This window comes from Enterococcus gallinarum NBRC 100675 (assembly GCF_001544275.1).
Lineage (GTDB): Bacteria > Bacillota > Bacilli > Lactobacillales > Enterococcaceae > Enterococcus_D > Enterococcus_D gallinarum.
This window is the reverse complement of record NZ_BCQE01000003.1, coordinates 116,004-139,842: the sequence shown is the minus strand read 5'-3', so window position 1 is coordinate 139,842 and position 23,839 is coordinate 116,004. Positions and strand designations below refer to the sequence as shown.

The following is a 23,839-nucleotide window of genomic DNA, read 5'->3' as shown; positions in this document are numbered from 1 at the left end:
CATTAGCTGTTTAAAGAAAAAACAAAGGACATAAGAAAGGAAAGGAGGAATGAAACGGAAGACAACAAAAAAGACCGCTCGCAAGAACGGCCGAAAATGTGTGGTTAAGATTATACGCGCTCAACTTTTCCAGATTTCAAAGCACGAGTTGACACCCAAACTTTTTTAGGTTTTCCGTCAATCATAACGCGAACTTTTTGCAAGTTAGGTTTCACAGTACGTTTTGTCGCATTCATTGCGTGTGAACGGTTGTTTCCACTTGTAGTTTTACGTCCAGTAAAGTAACAAACTTTAGCCATGTGGTTATTTCCTCCTTTGCCTTGATGTTGGAGCGCTATTTCAGCTCATACCATCTGAATTTATCATAGAAAGTTAGAAAATGCAAGGGTAATTTTCAAGAAAGATTGACTTTTAGCAGTAAACATTGTAAATTAAACAAGGTCAGAATACAAGAATATCTGATGCCAAGCCCCTTTTCATAAGTCACATCCTTTTATTTGACTAGCAGCTATGATAAAATGTGAGAGAAGAAAGATGGGAATATCCCGCTTAAGGAGGCTATATTATGGCTGTAAAAATCAAAACCTCATCAGGTATTATTGAAATCAGCAACGAGGTCATCGCCACAGTTGTCGGTGGCGCAGCAACAGATGTGTTTGGTATTGTGGGCATGGCCAGCAAGAAACAGATCAAGGACAACATCAATGAAATTTTACGCAAAGAAAACTATTCTCGCGGTGTCGTTGTTCGTCAAGAAGAAAACGGTATTGCAGTGGATGTCTACACGATCGTTAGCTATGGTACAAAAATTTCTGAAGTTTCCCGCAATGTGCAAGAAAAAGTGAAATATAATCTTGAAACAATGCTAGGCGTTTCAGCAAATTCAGTGAATGTTTTTGTCCAAGGTGTACGTGTACTGCCAGATTAGGCAAGTGATCCGCTTGCGGCGGATGATTTTAAGGAGGATTATCAGTGAAGGTAACGAATATCAGCGCAGGTCAGTTTCAAGAGATGGTGCAGGCAGGCGCGGCTCGTCTACAAGTAAATGCAGAGTTTGTCAATTCATTGAATGTATTTCCAGTACCTGATGGAGATACAGGAACGAATATGAATTTATCAATGACAAGCGGTGCTAAAGCAGTAGCAGATGCCACTTCAGAAAAAGTGGGCGATCTTGCCACAACTCTTTCAAAAGGACTACTAATGGGCGCACGAGGAAACTCAGGCGTCATTTTGTCTCAATTGTTCCGTGGATTTGCTAAAGCGATCCCCACGGTCGAAACATTAACTGCGCCAGAATTGGCACAAGCCTTTACACATGGGGTCGAAACCGCCTATAAAGCAGTCATGAAACCCGTAGAAGGAACGATTCTGACAGTAGCACGTATTGCTGCAGAATACGGTGAGAAAAAAGCACAAACTAGTGATGACTGTGTAGAAGTCATGAAAGCAGTCGTTCACGGAGCAAAACGTGCGCTAGCCAAAACACCAGATCTATTGCCAGTCTTGAAAGAAGTTGGTGTAGTCGATAGTGGTGGCCAAGGATTATTGTTCATTTATGAAGGGTTCTTAAATGCACTGACTGGAGAATATCAAGCCAATGAGGTCTATGAACCAACACCAGCAGCAATGGATGAAATGGTCAATGCCGAACATCATCGCAGCGTTCAAGGACAAATGGCTACAGAAGACATCAAATTCGGTTATTGTACAGAGATCATGGTCAAAATTGGTGAAGGACCAACAGTGGACAGTACGTTTGATTATGAAACATTCCGAAATTATCTAAACGAACTTGGAGATTCTCTTTTAGTCGTCAATGACGATGAGATTATCAAAGTCCATGTACACACAGAACATCCAGGTGAAGTCATGAACTATGGCCAAAAATTTGGTTCTTTGATCAAGATCAAGGTGGATAATATGCGTGTACAGCATGAAACAATTCTGGAGCACGATCAACCCTCTGCTGCAGTGAAACGTCCGCGTACACCTTATGCAATCATTGCTATCGCAGCCGGTGATGGATTAAATAAACTATTTACCAGCTTAGGTGCAAGCTATGTGATCAGCGGTGGTCAAACGATGAATCCAAGCACGGAAGACATCGTGACTGCTATCAATGAAGTGAACGCAGATCAGGTTATCGTCTTACCAAACAATAAGAATATCTTTATGGCTGCACAACAAGCAGCAGAAGTATCGGACATCCCAGTCGCTGTTGTTGAGACCCGTACGATTTCACAAGGGATGACAGCAATGTTGGCCTTCAATGAACAAGCAACGTTAGCGGAAAATCAACAAGCGATGACTGAAATCTTGTCAAGTGTTGTCAGTGGTTCGGTGACACACGCGATTCGTAATACAGCGATCGATGGAATTGAAATCACAGAAGGTGATTTCTTGGGAATGGTTGATGGGAAAATCGTGGTTTCTGTACCCGATTGTTTCTCTGCTTCCATGGATACATTGCAGAAGATGATTTCAGATGAAACAGAAATCGTTACGATTATTATCGGCGAAGAAGGAAAAGCAAAAGAAGCAGCAAAAATCGAAGCAGCATTGACAGAAATCTATCCGGAGATCGAAGTGGAGATCCATCAAGGAGATCAACCTGTTTATCCGTATCTTTTCTCGGCTGAATAAAACTTGAAAGCAGACGGGGCAAAAGTCGCAGGGCGATTTTTGTTTCCGTCTCTTTTTTGATTGATAGAGAAACAGCCTGTTTTTGCTCATCTTTTTTCATTCAAATTCTTCGTAATTTAAACAGAGAAGAGTAAAATAAAGAAAGCAATCTGCAAACAACTAGTTTTGAGGAGGGAAGAAATGCTTGATCAGCCAATCACTGTTTTGTCTGGTGTCGGAGAAAAGCGAGCAAAAGATCTCGCAGCGCTTGGAATCCAGACAATCGAAGATTTATTGCGATATTACCCCTTTCGCTACGAAGATATTCAAGAGCGTCAATTGAACGAGATACAAGATCAAGAAAAAGTCACGATCAAAGGAATCGTTGTTTCCCCGGCTGTTGTAAATCGTTTTGGTTACAAAAAGAGTCGGCTGCAGTTTCGAATGATGCAAGATCATGATGTATTCAATGTTTCCTTTTTTAATCAGCCCTATTTAAAAGATAAAGTTGTTTTGTCTGAAGAAATCGCGGTTTACGGGAAATGGGATGCGAAACGGAAATCACTAGCTGGGATGAAGATTCTTGGCAGCAAGAAGCCAGGTGATTTCGCTCCTATCTATCATGTAAACAAATCGGTACGGCAAAGCGTGCTGGTTGACTTGATCAGGCAGGCATTTGAATCATACGGAGACCAGATCGAGGAAATCTTACCTCTAACTTTAACGGAGAAATATCGGTTATTGGATCGCCAGACTGCTATGCGAGCTATGCACTTTCCAAAAGATCCGCAAGAAAGTCATCAAGCAAAGCGGCGAATCATCTTTGAAGAGTTCTTCCTATTTCAAATGCAGATCCAAGGATTGAAAATTTCCGAAAAGGCTGAAAAGAACGGCTTAGCCATTGACTATGATGTTCAGCGGTTAAAAGCTTTCACCCAGACACTGCCTTTCGAATTGACTGCTGCTCAAAAGCGAGTCACCAACGAGATCTGTCATGACCTCAAAAGTCCGCAACATATGCAGCGACTGCTGCAAGGAGATGTCGGTAGCGGCAAAACAGTTGTGGCTGCTATCGCACTGTACGCCACTATGACAGCTGGCTTTCAAGGGGCGTTAATGGTACCAACTGAGATTCTGGCACAACAACATTTGGAAAGCCTTAACCAGTTATTTGATCCGCTAGAAGTGACAACGGCACTGCTGACAGGGTCCACCAAGACAAAGGAACGGCGAGTGATCTTGGAGCAATTGGCTGCAGGTGAGATCGATATTGTCGTAGGGACGCATGCGTTGATCCAAGAAGGGGTCAATTTTGCCCGTCTAGGTTTAGTCATCACAGATGAGCAGCATCGCTTTGGTGTCAATCAGCGAAAAATATTGCGAGAAAAAGGATATTTGCCGGATGTTTTGTTCATGACGGCGACGCCGATACCACGAACCTTGGCCATCACGGCCTATGGTGAGATGGATGTTTCCATCATCGATGAGATGCCAGCTGGCCGGATTCCGGTCGAAACGCGTTGGGTACGACCACCTCAATTGGAATCTGTGCTGGACTGGGCTCGTCAGGAATTAGCGAAAGGACATCAAATGTATGTGATCTGTCCGCTGATTGAAGAATCAGAAATGTTAGATGTCAAGAATGCTACGGAGATTTACGAGCAGCTGCAGGCTTATTTTGCCCCTAACTACCAAGTGGGCATTCTCCACGGCAAAATGAAAAATATAGAAAAAGACGCGATCATGGAAGAGTTCAAGGACAACCAGTTACAGATCTTGGTATCAACGACAGTTATTGAAGTAGGGGTAAATGTACCCAATGCGACAGTCATGTTGATTATTGATGCAGATCGTTTTGGGTTAGCTCAGTTGCACCAGTTGCGGGGGCGTGTCGGCCGTGGTGCAGATGCTTCTTACTGTATTTTGGTGGCAAATCCCAAAAATGAAACCGGAATAGAGCGGATGAAAATCATGACTGAAACCACCAATGGCTTTGTCGTCAGTGAAAAAGATCTGCAATTGCGAGGTCCCGGGGAAGTCTTTGGTAATCGTCAATCAGGTTTACCTGAATTCGCCGCAGCCGATTTAGTAGCCGATGCCCATATTCTTGAAGTTGCACAAGTAGAAGCAACTCAAATCTGGCAGAAGCACCAATGGCAGATTTTACCGGAGTATCAAGCGCTAGCCGATTATTTAGCAGCAGAAAAACGAGACAATCAATTTTTTGATTAAAGAATATGGTATACTAACTTGGAAAAATGAAGGGAGTGGCGTATGTCATGAAAATTGCCGTAGATGCCATGGGTGGCGATAACGCACCAAAAGCGATCGTTGAAGGCGTCATGTTAGCAAAAAAAGAATATCCAGAAATCGAATTTCTATTATACGGAAAAGAAGATGAAATCAGAAAATATGTGACAGACGAAAGTCAGCTTACAATCATTCATACCGATGAAAAAATCAACAGTGATGATGAACCTGTTAAAGCGATCCGCCGCAAAAAGAACGCATCGATGGTCTTAGCAGCCCAAGCGGTCAAAGAAGGTCAAGCGGATGCCATTTTCTCTGCTGGAAATACCGGTGCTTTGTTAGCTGCAGGTTTGTTTATCGTAGGTCGTATCAAAGGAATCGAACGTCCTGGCTTAATGTCGACGATGCCTGTACTTGGGAAAGAAACTGGCTTTGATATGCTGGATCTAGGAGCGAATGCTGACAATAAAGCAGAACATCTCGTTCAATATGCTGTGTTAGGTTCTTTTTACGCTCAAAAAGTCCGAGGCATTCAACAACCGCGAGTAGGGTTGCTAAACAATGGGACGGAAGAGACCAAAGGCAGCGAGTTAACCAAAAAAGCGTTTGAATTGTTGACCAAAGAATCATCGATTCACTTTATCGGAAATGTTGAAGCTAGGGAACTTTTGAACGGTGCAGCGGATGTTGTGGTCACAGATGGATTCACTGGGAACGCCGTCTTGAAATCCATTGAAGGAACCGCATTGAATATGATGTCGTTATTGAAACAATCCATCATGAATTCCGGAACCAAAGGGAAATTAGGGGCTTTATTATTGAAAGATGCCTTGCGCAATTTAAAAAATGAGATGGATTATGCCAAACACGGAGGGGCTGTCTTGTTTGGTCTGAAAGCACCAGTGATCAAAACACATGGAGCGACTGGACCAGATGCCGTGGCAGCAACCATCAAACAAATCTATACCATGTTGCAGGCAGATGTGGTTCCTCAATTGGTGGCTCATTTTGAAGAAACACCTAAGCATGAAGAGCCAACGCAATGAGACTGCAATCATTGTAATGAAAATGCAAAAAAGGACTAGACAAATTTGCATGTAAGCAGTACAATGTTTGTTAGCCATTCTATGTTTTGTGCGAACGCGTGGAGGTGAAGGCAATTGACGCGAGAAGAAGTATTCAAGAAAGTTGCAGTAGTGATCGCAAACCATTTTGAGATCGATGCAGATAAAGTAACGGATACAATGAGTATTAAAGACGACTTAAATGCTGATTCAATCAGTGTGATGGAATTCGTCTTAGAATTAGAAGATGAATTTGGTACGGAGATTTCTGATGAAGATGCCGAACAGATTGAAACAGTCGGCGGAGCAGTTGATTATATTTCAAGCCATCTTGCTTAAGACAGATACAGGAGCTGAGTCATAGATGACCCAGCTCTTTCTTTATCAGAATTTGTTTAATAACCATTCGTTTCTCGAAAAAAAGTGCCTTTTCTTTGCACCATCCTGAAAAAATGTAAATGGAATGTAAGTATTCTGAAAATTCAGTATCTTAAAAATTTATAGACTTGCAATCTAGTGAGTGATTCTATATAATTATTAAGAAAATATTACACGATGTTAAGAAAGCATTTGGAATTTGACTTATAATTCCTACTTTTTTACATTAGAGGGCACTTCATCTTATAAAAAAGAGAGGGGTATTCGATTGTCAACTGATAATCAATTACTAGATGTTCAAAACCTACATACAGGTTTTCGTATTAAAGATGATTACTATGACGCTGTAGACGGTGTTTCTTTTACGTTGGAACGCAATGAGATTTTAGCGATCGTAGGCGAATCCGGATGTGGAAAAAGTACCTTAGCTACAACGATTATGGGATTGCATGATCCAAACAATACCAAAATCACCGGTGAAATCTTATACAAAGACTTGAATTTGTCAAACTTAAATGAAACACTTTACAACAAAATTCGCGGGAACGACATTGGGATGATTTTCCAAGATCCATTGTCCGCTTTGAACCCACTCATGCGTATTGAAGACCAAATCAAAGAAGGTTTATCTTATCATACAAATATGAATGCGGAACAGAGACAAGCCCGGGCCCTTGAATTACTAGATCAAGTAGGAATTCCAAATCCAGCACGGGTGGGTCGCCAGTATCCCCACGAATTATCCGGTGGGATGCGGCAACGGGTGATCATTGCCATTGCCATCGCATGCAAACCGCCAATTGTTATTGCTGATGAGCCAACCACTGCATTGGATGTAACCATCCAAGCACAGATCCTAGATTTGTTGAAAGATTTGCAGGCTGAAACACAAACGGGAATCATTTTGATCACCCATGACTTAGGTGTAGTGGCAGAAATGGCTGATCGTGTAGCCGTTATGTATGGCGGTCAGTTTGTTGAAGTTGCCACAGCGGAAGAGTTGTTTGCAAATCCAAAACACCCTTATACACGCTCTTTGCTGAACTCAATTCCACAAGAAGATTCTCAAGACAGTGAACTGCACGTGATTGAAGGCGTCGTTCCTTCATTGAAAAACATGCCAAGAACTGGTTGCCGTTTTGCTGCTCGTATCCCTTGGATCCCAGCTAGTGACCACGAAGAAAATCCTGTCCTGCATGAAGTTGCACCAGATCATTTAGTTCGCTGTACTTGCTATAAGCATTTTCATTTTAGAGACGAAGAAGGAGAAGTGTAGATGTCAGAATTAATCACAATCAAAGATCTGAAAGTCCACTATCCGATTCGCAGCGGTTTTTTCAACCGCGTAACGGACTATGTCTATGCTGTTGACGGTGTGGATTTCATCATCGAAAAGGGAAAAACTTACGGTCTGGTAGGAGAATCAGGCTCTGGAAAATCAACAACAGGGAAAGCAATCGTTGGCTTGGAAAAGATTACCAGCGGTGAAGTCATTTACGAAGGACAAGATGTCACAAAGCGCTCTGTCCGCAAAAAAATGAATTACAACAAGGATGTTCAAATGATTTTTCAAGATTCTATGTCAAGTCTGAATCCTAAAAAGCGGGTAGTGGATATTATTGCTGAACCGCTACGGAATTTTGAACGTTTGAGTGACCAAGAAGAAAAACAACGGGTGAAACGGCTTTTGGATATCGTTGGGATGCCAGAAGATGCTTTATACAAATACCCACATGAATTCTCTGGTGGACAGAGACAACGTTTGGGGGTTGCCCGCGCAGTGGCATCGAACCCTAAATTGATCGTTGCTGATGAACCTGTTTCTGCATTGGACCTGTCTGTACAGGCACAGGTGCTCAACTTTATGAAACGAATCCAACAAGAGTTTGGCTTAAGTTTCTTATTCATCTCTCATGACTTGGGTGTTGTGAAACACATGTGCGACAATATCGCCATCATGTATAAAGGTCGTTTTGTTGAAATCGGTACACGCCAAGATATTTATCAAGATCCGCGTCATATTTATACGAAGCGGTTATTGTCAGCTATTCCTCAAATTGATGTGAAAAATCGTGAGGCGCATAAAGAAAACCGCCGTCGGGTAGAGTTGGAATATGTCACTCACCAAAAAGATTACTATGATGAAACAGGTCGTGTTTATGACCTTAGAACCATCACAGGAACACATCAAGTCGCTTTGAAAAATGGGGGTGCTGAATAATGTGGAAAACAATTCTACGTCGTTTGATATTAATGATCCCGCAAGTCATTATTTTGAGTGTCTTAATTTTCTTGATTGCACAAGCAATGCCCGGGGATCCATTTACAGGATTGATTAATCCGAACCAAGATCCAGCAGTTATTGAACGGATGCGGGAAGCAGCCGGATTGAATGATCCTTGGTATACACAATATTTCCGTTGGATCGGAAATGCACTTAAAGGAGATTTTGGTCAAAGTTTTATCTATAAACTACCAGTAGCAACATTACTTTCAGGACGGATCAGCAACACATTGTGGCTATCTTTGTTAACAGTTATCTTAACGTATGTGATCGCGATTCCTTTAGGAATGTTGGCTGGACGTTACCAAAATTCGATTTTAGATAAAGTCGTTGTCGTGTATAACTTCTTTAGTTTTGCGGTACCATTGTTTATCTTTGCATTGATTGCACTGTTTATCTTTGGTTATCGTTTAGGTTGGTTCCCAACTGGGGGGTCTGTAGCACCAGGCGTAACGGGAATGGCTGAGTTTTGGAGCCGTCTGTATCATCTGATCTTACCGGCTATCACTTCTGCGCTATTAGGTACCGCTGTGACGATCCAGTATCTGCGGAGTGAAGTGATTGATTCCAAATCATTGGATTTCGTGCGAACTGCTCGTTCGAAAGGGGTGCCAACTAGTAAAGTCTTCTCACGTCACGTGTTCCGAAATGCATCCTTGCCGATCGCATCTCAAATGGGGTATGAGATCACTTCATTGATCGCTGGTTCAGTGGTCATTGAAAAAATCTTTGCTTACCCAGGTGTCGGAAAATTATTTATCGATAGTATTGTACAGCGGGATTATGCCGTGATCACTTCGTTGACTTTGATATTAGGTCTGGCGACATTGATCGGTACATTGCTATCAGACATCATTATGAGTATTGTTGATCCAAGAATCAGAATCCAGTAGGAGGGGATAAACGTGTCTGAAAAGAAAGAAAAAGTGTTAAAACAAGAAAGTATCCCACCTATGGGATTACAAATGATTTTTCGTGAATTTTTAAAAGACAAGATCGCTATTTTTTCGTTGGTCTTGTTGGTAGCAGTACTGCTTTTCGTATTCATCGGCTCGGCAGTCATTGATCAAAGCCAAGTCATGCATGTAAGTATTCTAGATAAATATGCTGCACCAGGAGCAGTCTCACCAAATGGCGGCACCTACCTATTAGGGGCGGATGAAGGTGGCCGTGATGTTTGGGGACAATTGATCATTGGAGCGCGTAATTCGATTTTGATTGGGTTTTCCATCACGATCATTACATCGATCGTCGGAGTTGGCTTGGGGATCATTTCAGGTTACTATGGCGGGTTGATTGATAATATCTTGATGCGTATCGTCGATTTTGTCATGATCTTACCGATCATGTTGATCATTATCGTTATTGTTTCGATCATACCTCGCTACAATGTTTGGACGTTTATCTGGGTCATGAGTGCCTTTTATTGGGTCGGAAAAGCGAGACTCTTCCGCAGTAAGACCCTTTCTGAAGGGCGCCGAGATTATGTGAGTGCGTCAAAAACATTAGGGACCAATGATTTTGTGATCATGTTTCGCGAAATCATGCCGAACTTAAGCTCATTGATCATCACCAACTTGACGATGAACTTTGCAGCAAATATCGGTATCGAAACAACTCTAACGTTCTTGGGCTTTGGTCTGCCAACGAATGTTCCAAGTTTGGGAACATTGATTGGGTACGCCAGCAGCGGTGATGTGCTGGTCAACAGACAATGGATATGGTTACCCGCGTCAATATTGATTTTAGTATTGATGTTGAGTATAAACTACGTTGGTCAGGCATTTAAGCGTTCAGCCGATGCACGTCAACGACTAGGTTAAAACAAGGAGGATACAGGATGAAGAAAAATATTTTTGGTATGGTCACACTTTTGTCAGTCTTAGCATTGGCAGCTTGTGGCGGCAATAGTGGCGGAACAGATTCATCAGGCGGCAGCAACTCAGCAACTGAAACAGAAGATATTAGCTCTATGCCGGTTGAAGTCAAAAATGACGCAGAAGCAATCAAAGGCGGTACATTGGACGTCGCAGTAGTTATGGATACACAATTCCAAGGTTTGTTCCAAACTGAATTTTATCAAGACAATTATGATTCTCAGTTCATGCAACCAAGTAATGAAAGTTTATTCTTAACAGATGCTGATTTTCGAATTGTTGATGGTGGGGCTGCAAATCTTAAATTAGATGAAGATAATAACACAGCAACGATTACATTACGCGACAATTTGAAATGGTCAGACGGCGAAGATGTAACAGCAGATGACGTGATTTTCTCCTATGAAGTGATCGGTAACAAAGATTACACAGGAATCCGTTATGACAACAACTTTACAAATATTGTTGGGATGGAAGATTACCACGATGGCAAATCTGACACAATCTCAGGAATCACAAAAGAAAGCGACAAAGTCGTTAAAATTCAATACAAAGAAGTTCACCCTGGTATGATGCAAGCAGGCGGCGGTATCTGGTCTTCTGCTTTACCAAAACATGCGTTTGAAGGTATTGCAGTCAAAGATATGGAATCAAGTGATCCTGTTCGTAAAACACCAATCGTTTTCGGACCTTACGTAATGTCAAACATCGTAGCCGGTGAATCTGTAGAATACGTACCAAATGAGTATTACTACGGTGGCAAACCTAAAATGGATAAATTGTCATTTAAAGCAGTTCCAGCAGCTTCAATCGTAGAAGGTTTAAAAGCGAAGCAATATGATTTAGCATTGTCAATGCCAACAGATACTTACCCAACTTACAAAGATGCAGATGGCTACCAAATCTTGGGCCGTCCTGAGCAAGCTTATACGTATATTGGATTTAAGTTAGGTACTTGGGATGATAAAGAAGGAAAAGTTAACTACAATCCTGAATCAAAAATGGCGGACAAATCATTGCGTCAAGCAATGGGTTACGCACTAGATAATGATGCTGTCGGTAGCCGTTTCTATAATGGCCTACGTTCAAATGCGACAACATTGATCCCACCGGTATTTGGAACATTGCACGATACAGAAGTTAAAGGTTACACACAAGATATCGACAAAGCAAACAAATTGTTAGACGATGCTGGTTACAAAGATGTTGACGGCGACGGCATGCGTGAAGACAAAAACGGTGAAAAATTAACCATCAATTTTGCTTCAATGTCAGGTGGCGAAACAGCTCAACCATTGGCTGATTACTACATCCAACAATGGAATGAAATCGGCTTAGATGTGAAATACACAACTGGTCGTTTGATTGATTTCCAAGCATTCTATGATAAATTGAAAAATGATGATCCTGAAATCGATGTGTATCAAGGTGCATGGGGAACAGGTTCAGATCCTTCACCAACCGGACTTTATGGACCAAACTCAGCATTTAACTACACTCGTTTTGAATCTGATGAAAATACGAAGCTATTAGAAGCAATCGACTCTAAAGATTCATTTGATGAAGCAAAACGTAAAGAAGCATTTGATGCATGGCAAGAATACGCTGCGGATGAAGCATTTGTTATTCCTTCGCTTTACCGTAACGAAGTATTACCAGTATCTAATCGCGTCAAAGATTTCACATGGGCATATGATGCAGATCACAATCCATGGGCAACAGTTTCTGTAACAGCAGAATCTCGCTAATTTAGGAAAAGACGTTCTTTCGGGAACGTCTTTTTTTATTTTGTTCGCGGCAAAATCAATAAAAAACAATGAATCAGTCATGGAAACAAAGAGCAGGAGAATAAACAGTTAAAATTTTTTTATGGAGGCTTCAAGTTTTTGGACGAAACATTTCATAATTAGCCAAAAACCAGTATAATAGGGAAGTGTCGATAAACTAATGAAGGAATGTGGCAAATGAATACACAGCTAATGAACGAATTAAAAGAGGATTACGGCATTGTCTTCCATGATGTAGATTTACTCGAACAAGCGTTTACGCATTCATCTTATGTGAATGAGCATCGCAATTTGCACCTATCCGATAATGAGCGCCTAGAATTTCTAGGAGATGCTGTTTTAGAATTGATCGTCTCACGGTATTTGTACCGTGAACTGCCGGACCTTCCTGAAGGGAAGTTGACAAAGCTGCGGGCAGCAATCGTTCGCGAAGATAGCTTATCAATGTTTGCCAAAGATTGCCGTTTTGATCAATATATTCGGTTAGGCAAAGGAGAGGAAAACTCTGGCGGACGTAAGCGTCCCTCATTGTTATGCGATCTTTTTGAAGCTTTTTTAGGTGCGTTGTACTTGGATCAAGGTTTGGAGAGCGTCGACGGTTTCTTGACGGCTGTTGTTTTTCCAAAAGTAAAAGCAGGTGCTTTTTCCCATGAGATGGATCACAAGACCCGATTGCAGGAAGTCTTGCAGCGATCTGGCGATGTGTCCATCAACTATCGTTTAACGAAAGAAGAAGGTCCTGCCCACGAACGAATCTTTTGGACAGAAGTCTATTGTGACGATGTGCTGATTGGCGAGGGGCAAGGAAAATCAAAGAAATTATCAGAGCAAGCAGCGGCAGAAAATGCCTTAGCAAGTCTTGATCAATAAGAAAGGAATGGCGGAGTGTATTTAAAACGAATAGAGATTGCCGGTTTCAAATCCTTTGCAGACCGCACGATCATTGATTTTGAAAATAGTGTGACTGCGGTCGTAGGACCAAATGGCAGCGGCAAGAGCAATATTACTGAAGCGATTCGTTGGGTTTTAGGAGAACAGTCTGCCAAAAGCCTGCGTGGTGGCAAGATGCCTGATATCATTTTTGCAGGATCTGACACTCGCAAGCCATTAAATGTAGCGGAAGTAACGATTATTTTAGATAATACCGATCACTATTTACCAATGGATTACAGTGAGATCAGTGTGACTCGCCGGTTAAGGAGAACCGGTGAAAGCGACTTTTATTTGAACAAACAAAGTTGCCGCCTGCGAGATGTCCAGGAACTCTTTATGGATTCCGGGCTAGGAAAAGAATCATTTTCGATTATTTCTCAAGGGAAAGTCGAAGCGATTTTCAGCAGCAAACCAGAAGATCGTCGCGGTATTTTTGAAGAAGCTGCCGGTGTTTTGAAATACAAACAGCGTAAGAAAAAAGCAGAACAGAAATTGTTTGAAACAGAAGACAACCTTAACCGTCTACAAGATATTATTTATGAGTTAGAGGATCAATTGATTCCGTTAGCTGCTCAAAGTGAAGCGGCCAAACAATTTTTGTCATTGAAGGAAAAATTAACGGAAGTAGACGTGGCTTTTTCTGTCATGGAGATCCAGACAGCCAAACGGGCGTGGGAAACAGCTACAGAACAGCTGGAACTATTAAATCATCAGTTGGCTGAAATCACGCAGCAAATCAATACCGATGAACGCAGTGTGCAGCAATTGCGGCAGCGTCGAGCAGCCTTCGATGAATCATTGGAGCAGCTCAATCAGCAGCTGTTGCAAGTAACGGAAGGGCTGAAGCAAGCCGAAGGCCAAAAAGAAGTACTGTTGGAGCGCTCCAAGCATACGCAAAAAAGCACAGCAGAATATCAAGAGACCTTGGATGCCGTCAGTGAACGCCTCCAACAGTTGAATGACGAAAAAGCTGAATTGATTCATGAACTGTCGCAAAAGAATCGCAGTGTCCAAGAGGCAGAAGTAGCGATTGCTGATTGTCGAGCGGAACAAGAAAAGTATCAGAAATCGGCCAAAGAGATCATCGAAGAACTACGCAGTCAATATGTTGAAGCAATGCAGGAGCAAGCAACGGTCGGCAATGAGCTCAAATATCTTGAGCGCCAATACCAGCAAGAATCGGCAAAAAATCAGACAGCCGTTACGAAGCAGACAGAACTGTCGACAGCGATCAAAGAAAAAGCGACAGCCGCAGAAATCGTTAATGAACGCTTGCAAGCCGTGCAGCAACAGTTGGACGAACAGCGGAAGCAATATATCCATTTACAAGAGAAAGCCAAAGATAACAAAGAAAAATTTGATGATGCACAGAAAAAAATGTATCAGTTAATGAACCAAGTCCAACAAGTGCGGGCAAAACAACGGAGTTTACAGGATATCCAAGAAAACTATGCTGGCTTTTATCAAGGCGTCAGACTAGTTCTAAAAAATAAGCAGCAGCTAACCGGTGTCGTGGGTGCTGTTGCAGAATTGATCGAAGTACCAGAAGAATATACAGTTGCTATCGAAACAGCACTGGGCGCTTCTGCCCAGCACGTAGTAGTAGAAACCGAACGTGATGCCAGAGCAGCGATTACCTATTTGAAACAAAATCGTGGTGGTCGGGCCACATTCTTTCCGTTGACGACAATCAAGTCTCGCCAATTACCTAGTTATGCTGTTTCTCAAGCACAACAAGTACCAGGATTTATCGGCGTTGCTAGTGAGCTGGTGCGTTTCAATGAAAATGTAAAAAACATTGCCGAAAATCTATTGGGAAGTATCGTCATCGCAGAAGATCTGACAAGTGCTAATGCATTAGCTAAAGCGCTGAACTATAGCTATCGTGTCGTTTCACTGGAAGGCGACGTGATGAATGCCGGGGGTTCGATGACCGGTGGAGCGACGAAGAAAAATGCCGGCAGCCTATTTAGTCAAAGCAATGAGTTGCAGCAATTAACGGCTCAAGCCGCTCAATTGGATGAACGCCTGCAAAAAACAGAGAAACAAGTGCAGCACTTCGAAACGGTGACAAAAGATGCTCAAGCAGCCTTGGAAGAGCTGCGAACCACCGGTGAAACGGCTCGAATGACGGAACACGAACTAAAAAATCAACTGCAAAACCTCACCAACGAGTTGGAACGGTTGAGAAAAGAGCAGCAAGTCTTTGACTTTGAAAATCGCGAGATTCAGGCCTTTTTTGAAGAGTATAACGAGAAGAAGACTCGGTTGGAATCGGAACAGCAAACCATTGCGCAGCAGCTGAAAAAAATCGATCACGACATTCAAAGCATGAATGCAGAAGAAGATTTAATCGAAGCAAAAAGAAGCCAGTTAGCAGCGACAGCCGCCCAATTACAAGCTGATTTTGCTGTTCAAAAAGAACAAGTGGAACATTTAAGACAAAAAATTGCTGCGAATGCGGAAGCGTTAGCGGAGAATGAAGCACGCCAACAGTCGCTAGAACGGCAGTTAGCAGCAATCAATTCGAATGTGAGTGACCATGAAATTTCGGAAGAAAGCCTGGATCAGCAAATCAGTGATTTTACTCAACGAAAAATAACACTGACACAAGAATTGGCGGACATTCGGCAACAAAGACAAATCGTCCAACAGGAAATTGGACAGTTGGATGAAGCTCTCAGTTTGGCAAACTTGCAACAAAAAGAAAAACTATCCGAAAAGACCAATGTAGAAATTGAGAAAAACCGCGCGGATTTGGTGATGGATAATCGGTTGGCTTACTTGCAGGAAGAATATGCATTGAGCTTTGAAAAAGCGGCCAATGACTATCCAGCAATCGATGACCCGGAAGCTGCAAAACGAGAAATCCAAGATCTAAAAGGAAAAATCGATGCGATTGGACCAGTCAATTTGAATGCTATCGAGCAATATGATCAAGTGGAACAGCGTCACAGCTTCTTGACCAGTCAAAGAGATGATCTGCTTTCTGCAAAAGCACAATTATTCGATACAATGTCCGAGATGGATGAAGAAGTCAAAACACGTTTCGGTGAGATTTTTGATGCGATTCGTCTGCAGTTCAAGCAAGTTTTCCCCAATATGTTCGGCGGGGGACATGCGGAATTGATTTTGACAGATCCAAAGGACTTACTAAATACTGGTATTGAGATCGAAGCCCAACCACCAGGTAAAAAGCTGCAAAACTTGAGTCTACTTTCTGGAGGCGAACGAGCGCTGACAGCCATCGCACTGCTGTTTTCGATCATTCAAGTCCGTCCCGTCCCGTTTTGTGTGCTGGATGAAGTTGAAGCTGCTTTAGACGAAGCCAATGTATCACGCTTTGGCCATTATTTAAGCGACTTCCAAAATGATACACAGTTCATCGTTGTCACACATCGCAAAGGGACCATGGAAGCGGCAGATGTGTTGTATGGCGTGACGATGCAGGAATCCGGTGTATCTAAGACCGTTTCTGTGCGTTTGGAAGATGTCAAAGAAGGCGGAAATTTTGTCGCAGATCAAGAAGGAGTAGCAAAATGATCAAATTAGTCGCAATTGATTTAGACGGTACCTTGCTGGATGGAAAGAAACAAGTATCGCAAAAAAATAAAGAAGTTCTTGCCCAAGCAAAAGCACAAGGAGTAAAAATCGTCCTTTGCACAGGTCGTCCTTTACGGGCAATTCGTCCTTATTTAGAAGAGTTGTCATTGAATGAATCAGGGGACTATAGCATTACTTTTAATGGTGGTCTGGTGCAAAAAAACGATACGGGAGAAATCATGGAAAAAGCCGCTTTGCAATTGGCTGATATTCATGAATTGGTTGCTGTCGCAGCAGAACTGGATTTGCCGCTGGATGTCGTATCCGAAGAAATCGTTTTGTGCTTGCCGACTTCAGCAACGAATCAGTCGATCTATGGTTCGCTGAATCCATTGCTGGATTGCCGCCCGTATGCGATAGAAGCTCTGGATGAGTCGAAACTCTATAATAAAGCTGTGATTGCTTATCATCAAGAAGTACTGGATCCGAAGATTTTGGCAATTCCTTCAGCAATCAGAGAGAAATATGAAGTAATCAAAACTCGGAATAATTTGCTGGAATTTATGCCTAAAGGAATTACGAAAGCCTATGGGATTGAATTGCTGGCTCGGGATTTAGGTATCACTATCGATGAAGTCATGGCGATCGGAGATGAAGAAAATGATCTGCCGATGATTCGCTATGCAGGACTCGGTGTAGCGATGGCTAATGCCGTGCCTTTAATCAAGGAAGCCGCAGATGTGGTAACAGATTCGAATGAAGCAGACGGTGTAGCAACTGTCATCGAAAAATATGTTTTGAAAGGAGGCGTTTGAAATGGGATTTTTTGACAAAATTAAAAAAGCTTTGATTGGTGAATCAAAAGAGCAAGACAAAGTGCAAGGTGAAGTAGAGGAACCAGTTGAATCTCCAGAGTCATCTGTCGATGAGTCATCCGTCGCAGATGACCATTCCGCACAAGAACAAACAGTAGAATCGACGGAACCAACACTGGATTCTCGTCCAGAAACTACTACCGATTCCGCGTTGCAGCCAACAGAAACAGAGGAGTCCGCGGCTGATACTTCATCATCAGAAGGAGCACAAGATCTGAAATCAGCTGAACCATTCGACGTCGTGACACCTAGTGAAACGGTAAAAAAACCTGAAGTACAACCTCAGCCAACAGCGGTTCACAAAGAGGATGTACAAGATAAGTACACGAAGGGACTATCGAAATCTCGCAAAACTTTCGGGCAACGACTCAATGAGCTGTTCGCGAATTTTCGCTCTGTAGACGAAGATTTTTTTGAAGAAGTCGAAGAGACATTGATTGGAGCCGATGTAGGCTTTGATGCAGCGATCAAGATCACGGATGCACTGCGTCAAGAGGTCAAGTTGCGAAATGTCAAGAAGCCGGCAGAGGTTCAAAATGTTATTATTGAAAAACTAGTCGATCTTTACGGTGAAGCGGGTGTCGACGAAGTCAACGAACTAAATATGCAACCTGGATTGACCGTCATTTTATTTGTCGGTGTGAATGGCGTCGGTAAAACCACCAGCATTGGAAAACTGGCGCATCAATTCAAATCAGAAGGCAAGAAAGTGTTGTTGGCAGCTGCGGATACCTTTCGAGCTGGAGCAATCGATCAGCTCGTCGTTTGGGGGGATCGAGCAGGTGTGGAAGTCGTTCGAGGGAAAGCTGGTGGTGATCCGGCAGCCGTCGTATTTGATGCGATGGAACGAGCGAAAGCAGAGCAAGCAGATGTTCTATTAGTTGATACCGCTGGTCGTTTGCAAAATAAAGTCAATTTGATGAATGAGTTAGAGAAAATCAAACGGATCATTCAACGAGTAGAGCCGAATGCGCCTCATGAAGTGTTGCTCGTGTTAGATGCGACGACTGGTCAGAATGCGATGAACCAAGCCAAACAATTCAAAGAAACCACGGATGTTACAGGATTGGTCTTGACGAAATTAGATGGAACTGCCAAAGGTGGGATCGTTTTAGCGATTCGCAATGAATTGCGTTTACCGGTTAAATTGGTCGGATTAGGGGAAGGAATCAACGACCTTGAGCCGTTTGATCCAAATGAGTTTGTTGTTGGGCTATTTAAAGGTCTCATCAACGAAGGTTGATGCTGTTCATCGCTTGAAATAAGACAAAAATATCCGAACTATGTTTGATTATTCCTCTTCATCATCTCGCGATGGCGTTAACGGTAGGAGTAATCAGTAGTAGTTCGGATATTTTTTGTTAAGGAACTTGCATAAAGCTCCTCGGTTATGGAAATAAACTTTATAGGCATACGTTTGTTTGACAGCTGCGATGTACATGAAGTACCACAGCAGAATACGTAACAGATGACGTGTGACTTCTGGTTCACAAAACCTCCCCATCAGCAGCTAAAAGGATGTAGCTGCTGTTCCTGAAATTGAAATCATTCCAAGAAAGATTCCTTGTCTTGTCAGAAATGTTCAGCGTGGACATTTCTCTGTGAACAAGAACAACTTGTTTCAGAAATCAGTTTTTTAGCTGTGCTTGCCGCTCTTTGATGATTTTTTCCAAATCATTCAATGTCTCGGCATCCTCACTGTTTTCAATGAAATTCGAGACTAGATTCAGCAACGATTGTTCAGAGAGTTCGGCAGCTAGAAAATCTTCTTGAGAAACATTTGGAGAATACAAGCGGGTCAAGACAGTACCGCTGTAGCCGATGTCAGCTACTTTCAATAAATCATGGTTCTTTAATTTTCGGACAACGGCTTGGATCGTGTTTTTACTTAAGTCCTGTTGTTGAACCGCAATGTCATTTGCAGACAAAGGTTTTTCAGCATTCCAGAAGATATTCATGATCTGACGTTCGCGTTTGGTAAGATTGAGTGGTTTCATTCACTATTCTTCCTTTCAAAAAAGTTGTAATATTGACATAATAATTTACTATTATATAGTAAGTATACTTTATTTAGAGGTCAAATATCAAATTTATTCAAGTAATTTGTAAAAACTTGGTAATTTTTAAAAAACTAGCAAAGAGAATCGCACAATTTCATTTTTTTCTGCTGGATTATTGACTATAATAAGGAAGAATCTAAGACAAAGAGGGCAATGATATGACACTAAAATCACTTTTTATACAAGAAGAACTGCGTCCCTACTTATTTGATGGGCGTTATGGGATCGAACGTGAGGCGCAGCGTGCACGTTTAGACGGAAGTTTTGCTGGGACAGATCATCCTGAAGCATTAGGCAATCGTAGTTTTCATCCGTACATACAAACCGATTTTGCTGAAAATCAGTTGGAATTGATCACGCCAGTCGCGGAAAGCTCAGAGGAACTATTTCGTTATCTGGCTGCGATCCATGATGTTGCTTATCGTTCGATGGCACCTGAGGAGATGCTTTGGCCATTAAGTATGCCGCCTGCGTTGCCGGAAAAAGAAGAGGATATCGTGATCGCAAAGCTGGATCGTTTTGAAGATGTTCTTTATCGTCGGTTTTTGGCAAGGACGTATGGGCGTCGTAAGCAAATGGTCAGCGGCATCCACTTCAATTTTGAATTTGGGGATGATTTTTTAAGAAAGTTATTTACCAAGTCGTCAGAAACAGATTATCGTAGGTTTAAAACAGAACTTTACTTGAAAGTTACCCGAAATTACTTGCATTACCGCTGGTTTTTGACTTATTTCTTTGGAGCAACGCCGCAAACGGAAGCCAATTATTTTATGGCGGGTTCTGGACCGCAAGAACCTGTCCGCAGCATTCGTAACAGCCGCTATGGCTACACGAATCATACCGATGTCAACGTGTCTTATGCCTCTCTTGAGACCTATCTGGCGGATATCGCTGAGCTGGTAGAAACTGGCAAACTATCTGAGGAAAAAGAGTTTTATGCACCAGTTCGCCTGCGAGGGGGGCAAAAGGTTGCCAACTTAGCAACAGCGGGAATTCGTTACATTGAATTACGCAATATTGATATCAATCCCTTTGAAATGTACGGTATTTCGCAAGATCAAGTGAAATTTCTGCACCTTTTCTTGTTATACTTAGCAACGAAAGAGGAGGGCGCTGATGCCGATGCTTGGGTCGAAGAAGGAAATCGCAAAAACAATCAAGTGGCATTGGAACACCCATTGAATCAAACGATCTATCTTGAAGAAGCTAAAGCAGTTGCGGAAGAATTGATCGCTTTTGCAAAGGAAATCAGTCTGCCGACAATGCCTTTACTGGATCAACTGCTGCCAATGTTGGAAGATCCCGGCAAAACTTTTGCCGGTCGTTTATATCAAGCCAGCCAAAGGTCAAGTCAGGCTCAAGTGGCAACTGAACTAGGAGTATTTTATCATCAAGTTGCCTGGGAAAAACCTTATCAGTTAGCAGGCTTCACCAACATGGAACTGTCAACACAAATTTTGATGTTCGATGCGATTCAAAAGGGAATCAAGGTGGAAGTGTTGGATGAATCTGATCAGTTCTTGAAATTATCGATCGATGAACATGTTGAATATGTCAAAAACGCTAATATGACAAGTAAGGATCGTTATATCGTTCCTTTGATCATGGCCAATAAAACGGTCACAAAAAAGATTTTAGCTGAGAATGGCTTTCGGGTTCCTGCAGGAGCAGAATTCGCCACTGTAGAAAAGGCGCTTGCTGCTTACCCGCAATTTGCTGACAGAGGTTTTGTCGTCAAACCCAAAACAACCAACTATGGCGTGGGAATCTCGATCTTTAAGGATGGCGCTTCGTTGGAGGACTATCAAGCTGCTGTCCGTTTAGCTTTTGCTGAAGACCAGTCGATTTTAGTTGAAGCATTCCTTGCTGGAACAGAGTATCGTTTCTTTGTGATCGATGGTCAAGTTGAAGCAATTTTGCTACGAATACCGGCAAATGTAATAGGAGATGGTCGGCGCACGATCAAGGAATTAGTTGCAGAGAAAAATACCGATCCATTACGGGGGACCCACCATCGGACACCGTTGGAGAAGATCCAATTAGGTGAATTGGAACAATTGATGTTGAAAGAGCAAGGCTATCACATAGATTCTGTCCCAGAAAAAGGACAAATCGTTTACTTGCGGGAAAATTCCAATATCAGCACGGGCGGCGATTCGATCGATGTCACCGATCAATTTAATGATGACTACAAAAAAATCGCTGCAGATGCCGTGACCGCATTACAGGCACGAATCAGTGGGATTGATTTGATTATTCCTGACAAGGAAAAGCCCGCGGAGGATCCGGGAGCATACGGCATTATTGAAGCGAACTTCAATCCCGCTATGCATATGCATATTTACCCGTACCAAGGACAAAGCCGCCGCTTAACCATGTCTGTCCTCAAGCTGCTTTTTCCGGAACGATTTTAACAGCTGTTTAACAGTCAGAAGTTGAAAAAGGAACAGTGACAAGGCTTTTGTCACTGTTCCTTTTTTTAGAATAAATGGTTAGAAGTAGCTTCTTCGGAAATAAGCCGAAATATCTTAAAGCTGACCATTTCTAATACAACTTCTTTTGCTGTTCGTACTAGTTAAGGATCACTAGTAATTGATCCGTTGGTTTGTTTAGCGGAAGAATCGTTCCCAGAATGGTTTTTTTTCTTTGATGGGATCTTCTTCGGAAGATGATTTTGTCTTTTGAGGATACTTTTCTTCGATATCGATTACCTCTTCATTCACTGCCTCATTGGCAACGATCAGTAAACCGATACTGTCAGGATCAGCAGTCTGGGCGTCAGTCACCACTCGAAAATCGAGCTGTTGTTTCGTAATCAATGAAATAAAGGTCGTCTGAAGCGTTTCGGGCAATTTTCCGTTGATCAAGATCAGTGCCCCTTGATAGTTAGGGAGAACCGACTGTAACGTTTCTTGGTTGTCCTTTTTCTTCATTTCTGCTACCGTCATACTTAGATAACAACGTTCACGAAACGTTCCCAAGTATTTTCTTTGTTCATCTGGATTAACACGAGGTGTCCCGTACATTCCTGTATCTAGGCGTTTCTCCAATTCATCGGACATTGAAAATCCTCCTAAGCGTTTTCTTGCTTTATATTATAGCACAAAAAAGGGAGCGTCGATTATTAGAAACATTTAGCTATTTCAGTGAGGTCATAAGAAAGACTAAAAAAGATCAGAAAGAAAGCTGGTGAAAACATGGAAATCCAAAAGAACCACTTATTGATTTTAGCAGAAAATCAACGAATCGAGACACCACGATTATGGTTGCGTCCTGTGACGATGGCAGATGCCAATGATTTATTCGAATACGCAAGTGATGAAGAAACGACGGAGTTTGTTTTTCCGAGGCATCAATCACTTGTGGATACAAAAATCGCCATTGCAACGTATTTTTTAGCGGCGCCATTAGGTAAATTTGCTATTGAAGAGAAAATGAGTGGCAAAATGATCGGAACGATTGACTTGCGGGTGGACCCGCTAAAGGAAGTGGCAGAACTAGGCTATACCTTGAATAAAGCTTTCTGGGGGCAAGGGATCGTACCGGAAGCTGCTCGGATGCTTTTGTCTTTGGGTTTTGAAAAATTAGCGCTTGTTCGTATTTATGCACTGCACGATCAGCGAAATCATCGATCTGGTCGCGTGATGGAAAAAATTGGCATGAAAGTGGAAGCACAGATTCCGGCTGCGCGAAGATTTCGTGGGCAAGTAGTGGACGAAGTGATGCGGGGAATTACCCGAGACGAGTGGCAAAAACGAATCATGTAAAGGAGAATCGATATGGAAATAACGATTGATATGGATGCAGCAGCAGTAGCAAAAATCTTAGAAGTCAAACAGGAGGGAGATCGAATTTATCTAGATTTTGAAGATGGTGTGGGACCTTTTCCGGCTACGGCGATCTCTTGCCGGTTAGATATTAGTTTTCGCTTGATCCTCGTACCAGCAGATTATCCAGAAGACGGATTGTCTATCTATGATACGAAGCTGGATACAGCAATTGGAACAGTTTGGTTAAAACAAGGCGCAGCAATGTATTTAGAAGAGCGGACACGCTTGGTGGTCGATCCTGACTATCAGCGCTTGCAGTTGACTAGTGACAGCGGTCTGCTGGCATCTAACGTTCAACTGTTGCGCATGGACAAAAAGGTGGCAGGAAACTGA

The 23,839-nt window shown here is 42.4% G+C and carries 20 protein-coding genes; 17 read left to right on the top strand and 3 right to left on the bottom strand.

The annotated features are described in order from the left end of the window. Positions 1-110: 110 nt before the first annotated feature. Positions 111-299: a 50S ribosomal protein L28 gene (gene rpmB, locus EG2_RS02045; RefSeq protein ID WP_003128045.1), complete on the bottom strand. Its 189-nt coding sequence runs from the start codon at positions 297-299 to the stop codon at positions 111-113. A gap of 266 nt (positions 300-565) precedes the next feature. Between rpmB and EG2_RS02040 the strand changes: the two genes are divergently transcribed. The 14 genes from EG2_RS02040 to ftsY all read left to right on the top strand — a co-directional run bounded on the left by EG2_RS02040 (position 566) and on the right by ftsY (position 18,859). Beyond that, positions 566-928 (top strand): Asp23/Gls24 family envelope stress response protein, encoded by a 363-nt coding sequence (locus EG2_RS02040; RefSeq protein WP_003128046.1) that lies wholly within the window; start codon positions 566-568, stop codon positions 926-928. A gap of 44 nt (positions 929-972) precedes the next feature. Further along, the gene (locus tag EG2_RS02035) at positions 973-2,646 is read left to right on the top strand and encodes a DAK2 domain-containing protein (protein WP_003128047.1); all 1,674 of its coding nucleotides are present in this window, start codon (positions 973-975) and stop codon (positions 2,644-2,646) included. A gap of 147 nt (positions 2,647-2,793) precedes the next feature. Then, complete coding sequence (gene recG, locus EG2_RS02030; RefSeq protein WP_260617732.1) at positions 2,794-4,857, top strand: ATP-dependent DNA helicase RecG; 2,064 nt, start codon at positions 2,794-2,796, stop codon at positions 4,855-4,857. Between the two features lie 47 nt (positions 4,858-4,904). Next, complete coding sequence (plsX, locus tag EG2_RS02025) at positions 4,905-5,921, top strand: phosphate acyltransferase PlsX (protein WP_003128049.1); 1,017 nt, start codon at positions 4,905-4,907, stop codon at positions 5,919-5,921. Between the two features lie 114 nt (positions 5,922-6,035). Further along, positions 6,036-6,278 carry an acyl carrier protein gene (gene acpP, locus EG2_RS02020; protein WP_003128051.1) on the top strand — a complete coding sequence of 81 codons (243 nt, stop codon included), beginning with the start codon at positions 6,036-6,038 and terminating at the stop codon, positions 6,276-6,278. 307 nt (positions 6,279-6,585) lie between these two features. Then, positions 6,586-7,593 carry an ABC transporter ATP-binding protein gene (locus tag EG2_RS02015; protein WP_003128052.1) on the top strand — a complete coding sequence of 336 codons (1,008 nt, stop codon included), beginning with the start codon at positions 6,586-6,588 and terminating at the stop codon, positions 7,591-7,593. Further along, complete coding sequence (locus EG2_RS02010) at positions 7,594-8,538, top strand: ABC transporter ATP-binding protein (protein WP_021150619.1); 945 nt, start codon at positions 7,594-7,596, stop codon at positions 8,536-8,538. Then, positions 8,538-9,494: an oligopeptide ABC transporter permease gene (opp4B, locus tag EG2_RS02005; RefSeq protein ID WP_005470040.1), complete on the top strand. Its 957-nt coding sequence runs from the start codon at positions 8,538-8,540 to the stop codon at positions 9,492-9,494. The genes EG2_RS02010 and opp4B overlap by 1 nt, the downstream gene beginning before the upstream one ends. Before the next feature lie 60 nt (positions 9,495-9,554). Continuing rightward, complete coding sequence (locus EG2_RS02000) at positions 9,555-10,424, top strand: ABC transporter permease (RefSeq protein WP_202399184.1); 870 nt, start codon at positions 9,555-9,557, stop codon at positions 10,422-10,424. Between the two features lie 17 nt (positions 10,425-10,441). After that, the gene (locus tag EG2_RS01995; RefSeq protein ID WP_060813270.1) at positions 10,442-12,226 is read left to right on the top strand and encodes an oligopeptide ABC transporter substrate-binding protein; all 1,785 of its coding nucleotides are present in this window, start codon (positions 10,442-10,444) and stop codon (positions 12,224-12,226) included. 216 nt (positions 12,227-12,442) lie between these two features. After that, a complete protein-coding gene (gene rnc, locus EG2_RS01990) occupies positions 12,443-13,135 on the top strand; it encodes a ribonuclease III (protein WP_003128057.1) in 693 nt (230 codons plus the stop codon). A 15-nt stretch (positions 13,136-13,150) separates the two neighbouring features. After that, positions 13,151-16,741 (top strand): chromosome segregation protein SMC, encoded by a 3,591-nt coding sequence (smc, locus tag EG2_RS01985; RefSeq protein WP_060813269.1) that lies wholly within the window; start codon positions 13,151-13,153, stop codon positions 16,739-16,741. Further along, positions 16,738-17,556, top strand: a complete 819-nt coding sequence (locus tag EG2_RS01980; RefSeq protein WP_003128060.1) for a Cof-type HAD-IIB family hydrolase — start codon at positions 16,738-16,740, stop codon at positions 17,554-17,556. The genes smc and EG2_RS01980 overlap by 4 nt, the downstream gene beginning before the upstream one ends. A gap of 1 nt (position 17,557) precedes the next feature. Next, positions 17,558-18,859 (top strand): signal recognition particle-docking protein FtsY, encoded by a 1,302-nt coding sequence (ftsY, locus tag EG2_RS01975; protein ID WP_060813268.1) that lies wholly within the window; start codon positions 17,558-17,560, stop codon positions 18,857-18,859. A gap of 385 nt (positions 18,860-19,244) precedes the next feature. On the opposite strand, the gene EG2_RS01970 is transcribed toward ftsY, so the two are convergent. After that, a complete protein-coding gene (locus EG2_RS01970) occupies positions 19,245-19,613 on the bottom strand; it encodes a BlaI/MecI/CopY family transcriptional regulator (RefSeq protein ID WP_003128064.1) in 369 nt (122 codons plus the stop codon). A 221-nt stretch (positions 19,614-19,834) separates the two neighbouring features. On the opposite strand from EG2_RS01970, the gene gshAB reads away from it, so the two are divergent. Further along, complete coding sequence (gshAB, locus tag EG2_RS01965; protein WP_060813267.1) at positions 19,835-22,090, top strand: bifunctional glutamate--cysteine ligase GshA/glutathione synthetase GshB; 2,256 nt, start codon at positions 19,835-19,837, stop codon at positions 22,088-22,090. 195 nt (positions 22,091-22,285) lie between these two features. Here gshAB and EG2_RS01960 read toward each other — a convergent pair whose 3' ends face one another. Further along, complete coding sequence (locus EG2_RS01960; protein ID WP_041119905.1) at positions 22,286-22,738, bottom strand: YueI family protein; 453 nt, start codon at positions 22,736-22,738, stop codon at positions 22,286-22,288. A gap of 135 nt (positions 22,739-22,873) precedes the next feature. Between EG2_RS01960 and EG2_RS01955 the strand changes: the two genes are divergently transcribed. Further along, positions 22,874-23,443, top strand: a complete 570-nt coding sequence (locus EG2_RS01955; RefSeq protein ID WP_060813266.1) for a GNAT family N-acetyltransferase — start codon at positions 22,874-22,876, stop codon at positions 23,441-23,443. A gap of 12 nt (positions 23,444-23,455) precedes the next feature. After that, positions 23,456-23,839 carry an iron-sulfur cluster biosynthesis family protein gene (locus EG2_RS01950; RefSeq protein ID WP_060813265.1) on the top strand — a complete coding sequence of 128 codons (384 nt, stop codon included), beginning with the start codon at positions 23,456-23,458 and terminating at the stop codon, positions 23,837-23,839.

Coding starts and splice junctions, on each gene's coding strand:
- EG2_RS01995 (WP_060813270.1), top strand. CDS start 10,442: ATGAAGAAAAATATTTTTGGTATGGTCACACTTTTGTCAGTCTTAGCA.
- opp4B (WP_005470040.1), top strand. CDS start 8,538: ATGTGGAAAACAATTCTACGTCGTTTGATATTAATGATCCCGCAAGTC.
- EG2_RS02000 (WP_202399184.1), top strand. CDS start 9,555: ATGGGATTACAAATGATTTTTCGTGAATTTTTAAAAGACAAGATCGCT.
- EG2_RS01970 (WP_003128064.1), bottom strand. CDS start 19,613: ATGAAACCACTCAATCTTACCAAACGCGAACGTCAGATCATGAATATC.
- EG2_RS01955 (WP_060813266.1), top strand. CDS start 22,874: ATGGAAATCCAAAAGAACCACTTATTGATTTTAGCAGAAAATCAACGA.
- EG2_RS01960 (WP_041119905.1), bottom strand. CDS start 22,738: ATGTCCGATGAATTGGAGAAACGCCTAGATACAGGAATGTACGGGACA.
- plsX (WP_003128049.1), top strand. CDS start 4,905: ATGAAAATTGCCGTAGATGCCATGGGTGGCGATAACGCACCAAAAGCG.
- rpmB (WP_003128045.1), bottom strand. CDS start 299: ATGGCTAAAGTTTGTTACTTTACTGGACGTAAAACTACAAGTGGAAAC.
- ftsY (WP_060813268.1), top strand. CDS start 17,558: ATGGGATTTTTTGACAAAATTAAAAAAGCTTTGATTGGTGAATCAAAA.
- EG2_RS02010 (WP_021150619.1), top strand. CDS start 7,594: ATGTCAGAATTAATCACAATCAAAGATCTGAAAGTCCACTATCCGATT.
- gshAB (WP_060813267.1), top strand. CDS start 19,835: ATGACACTAAAATCACTTTTTATACAAGAAGAACTGCGTCCCTACTTA.
- EG2_RS02040 (WP_003128046.1), top strand. CDS start 566: ATGGCTGTAAAAATCAAAACCTCATCAGGTATTATTGAAATCAGCAAC.
- rnc (WP_003128057.1), top strand. CDS start 12,443: ATGAATACACAGCTAATGAACGAATTAAAAGAGGATTACGGCATTGTC.
- EG2_RS01950 (WP_060813265.1), top strand. CDS start 23,456: ATGGAAATAACGATTGATATGGATGCAGCAGCAGTAGCAAAAATCTTA.
- EG2_RS01980 (WP_003128060.1), top strand. CDS start 16,738: ATGATCAAATTAGTCGCAATTGATTTAGACGGTACCTTGCTGGATGGA.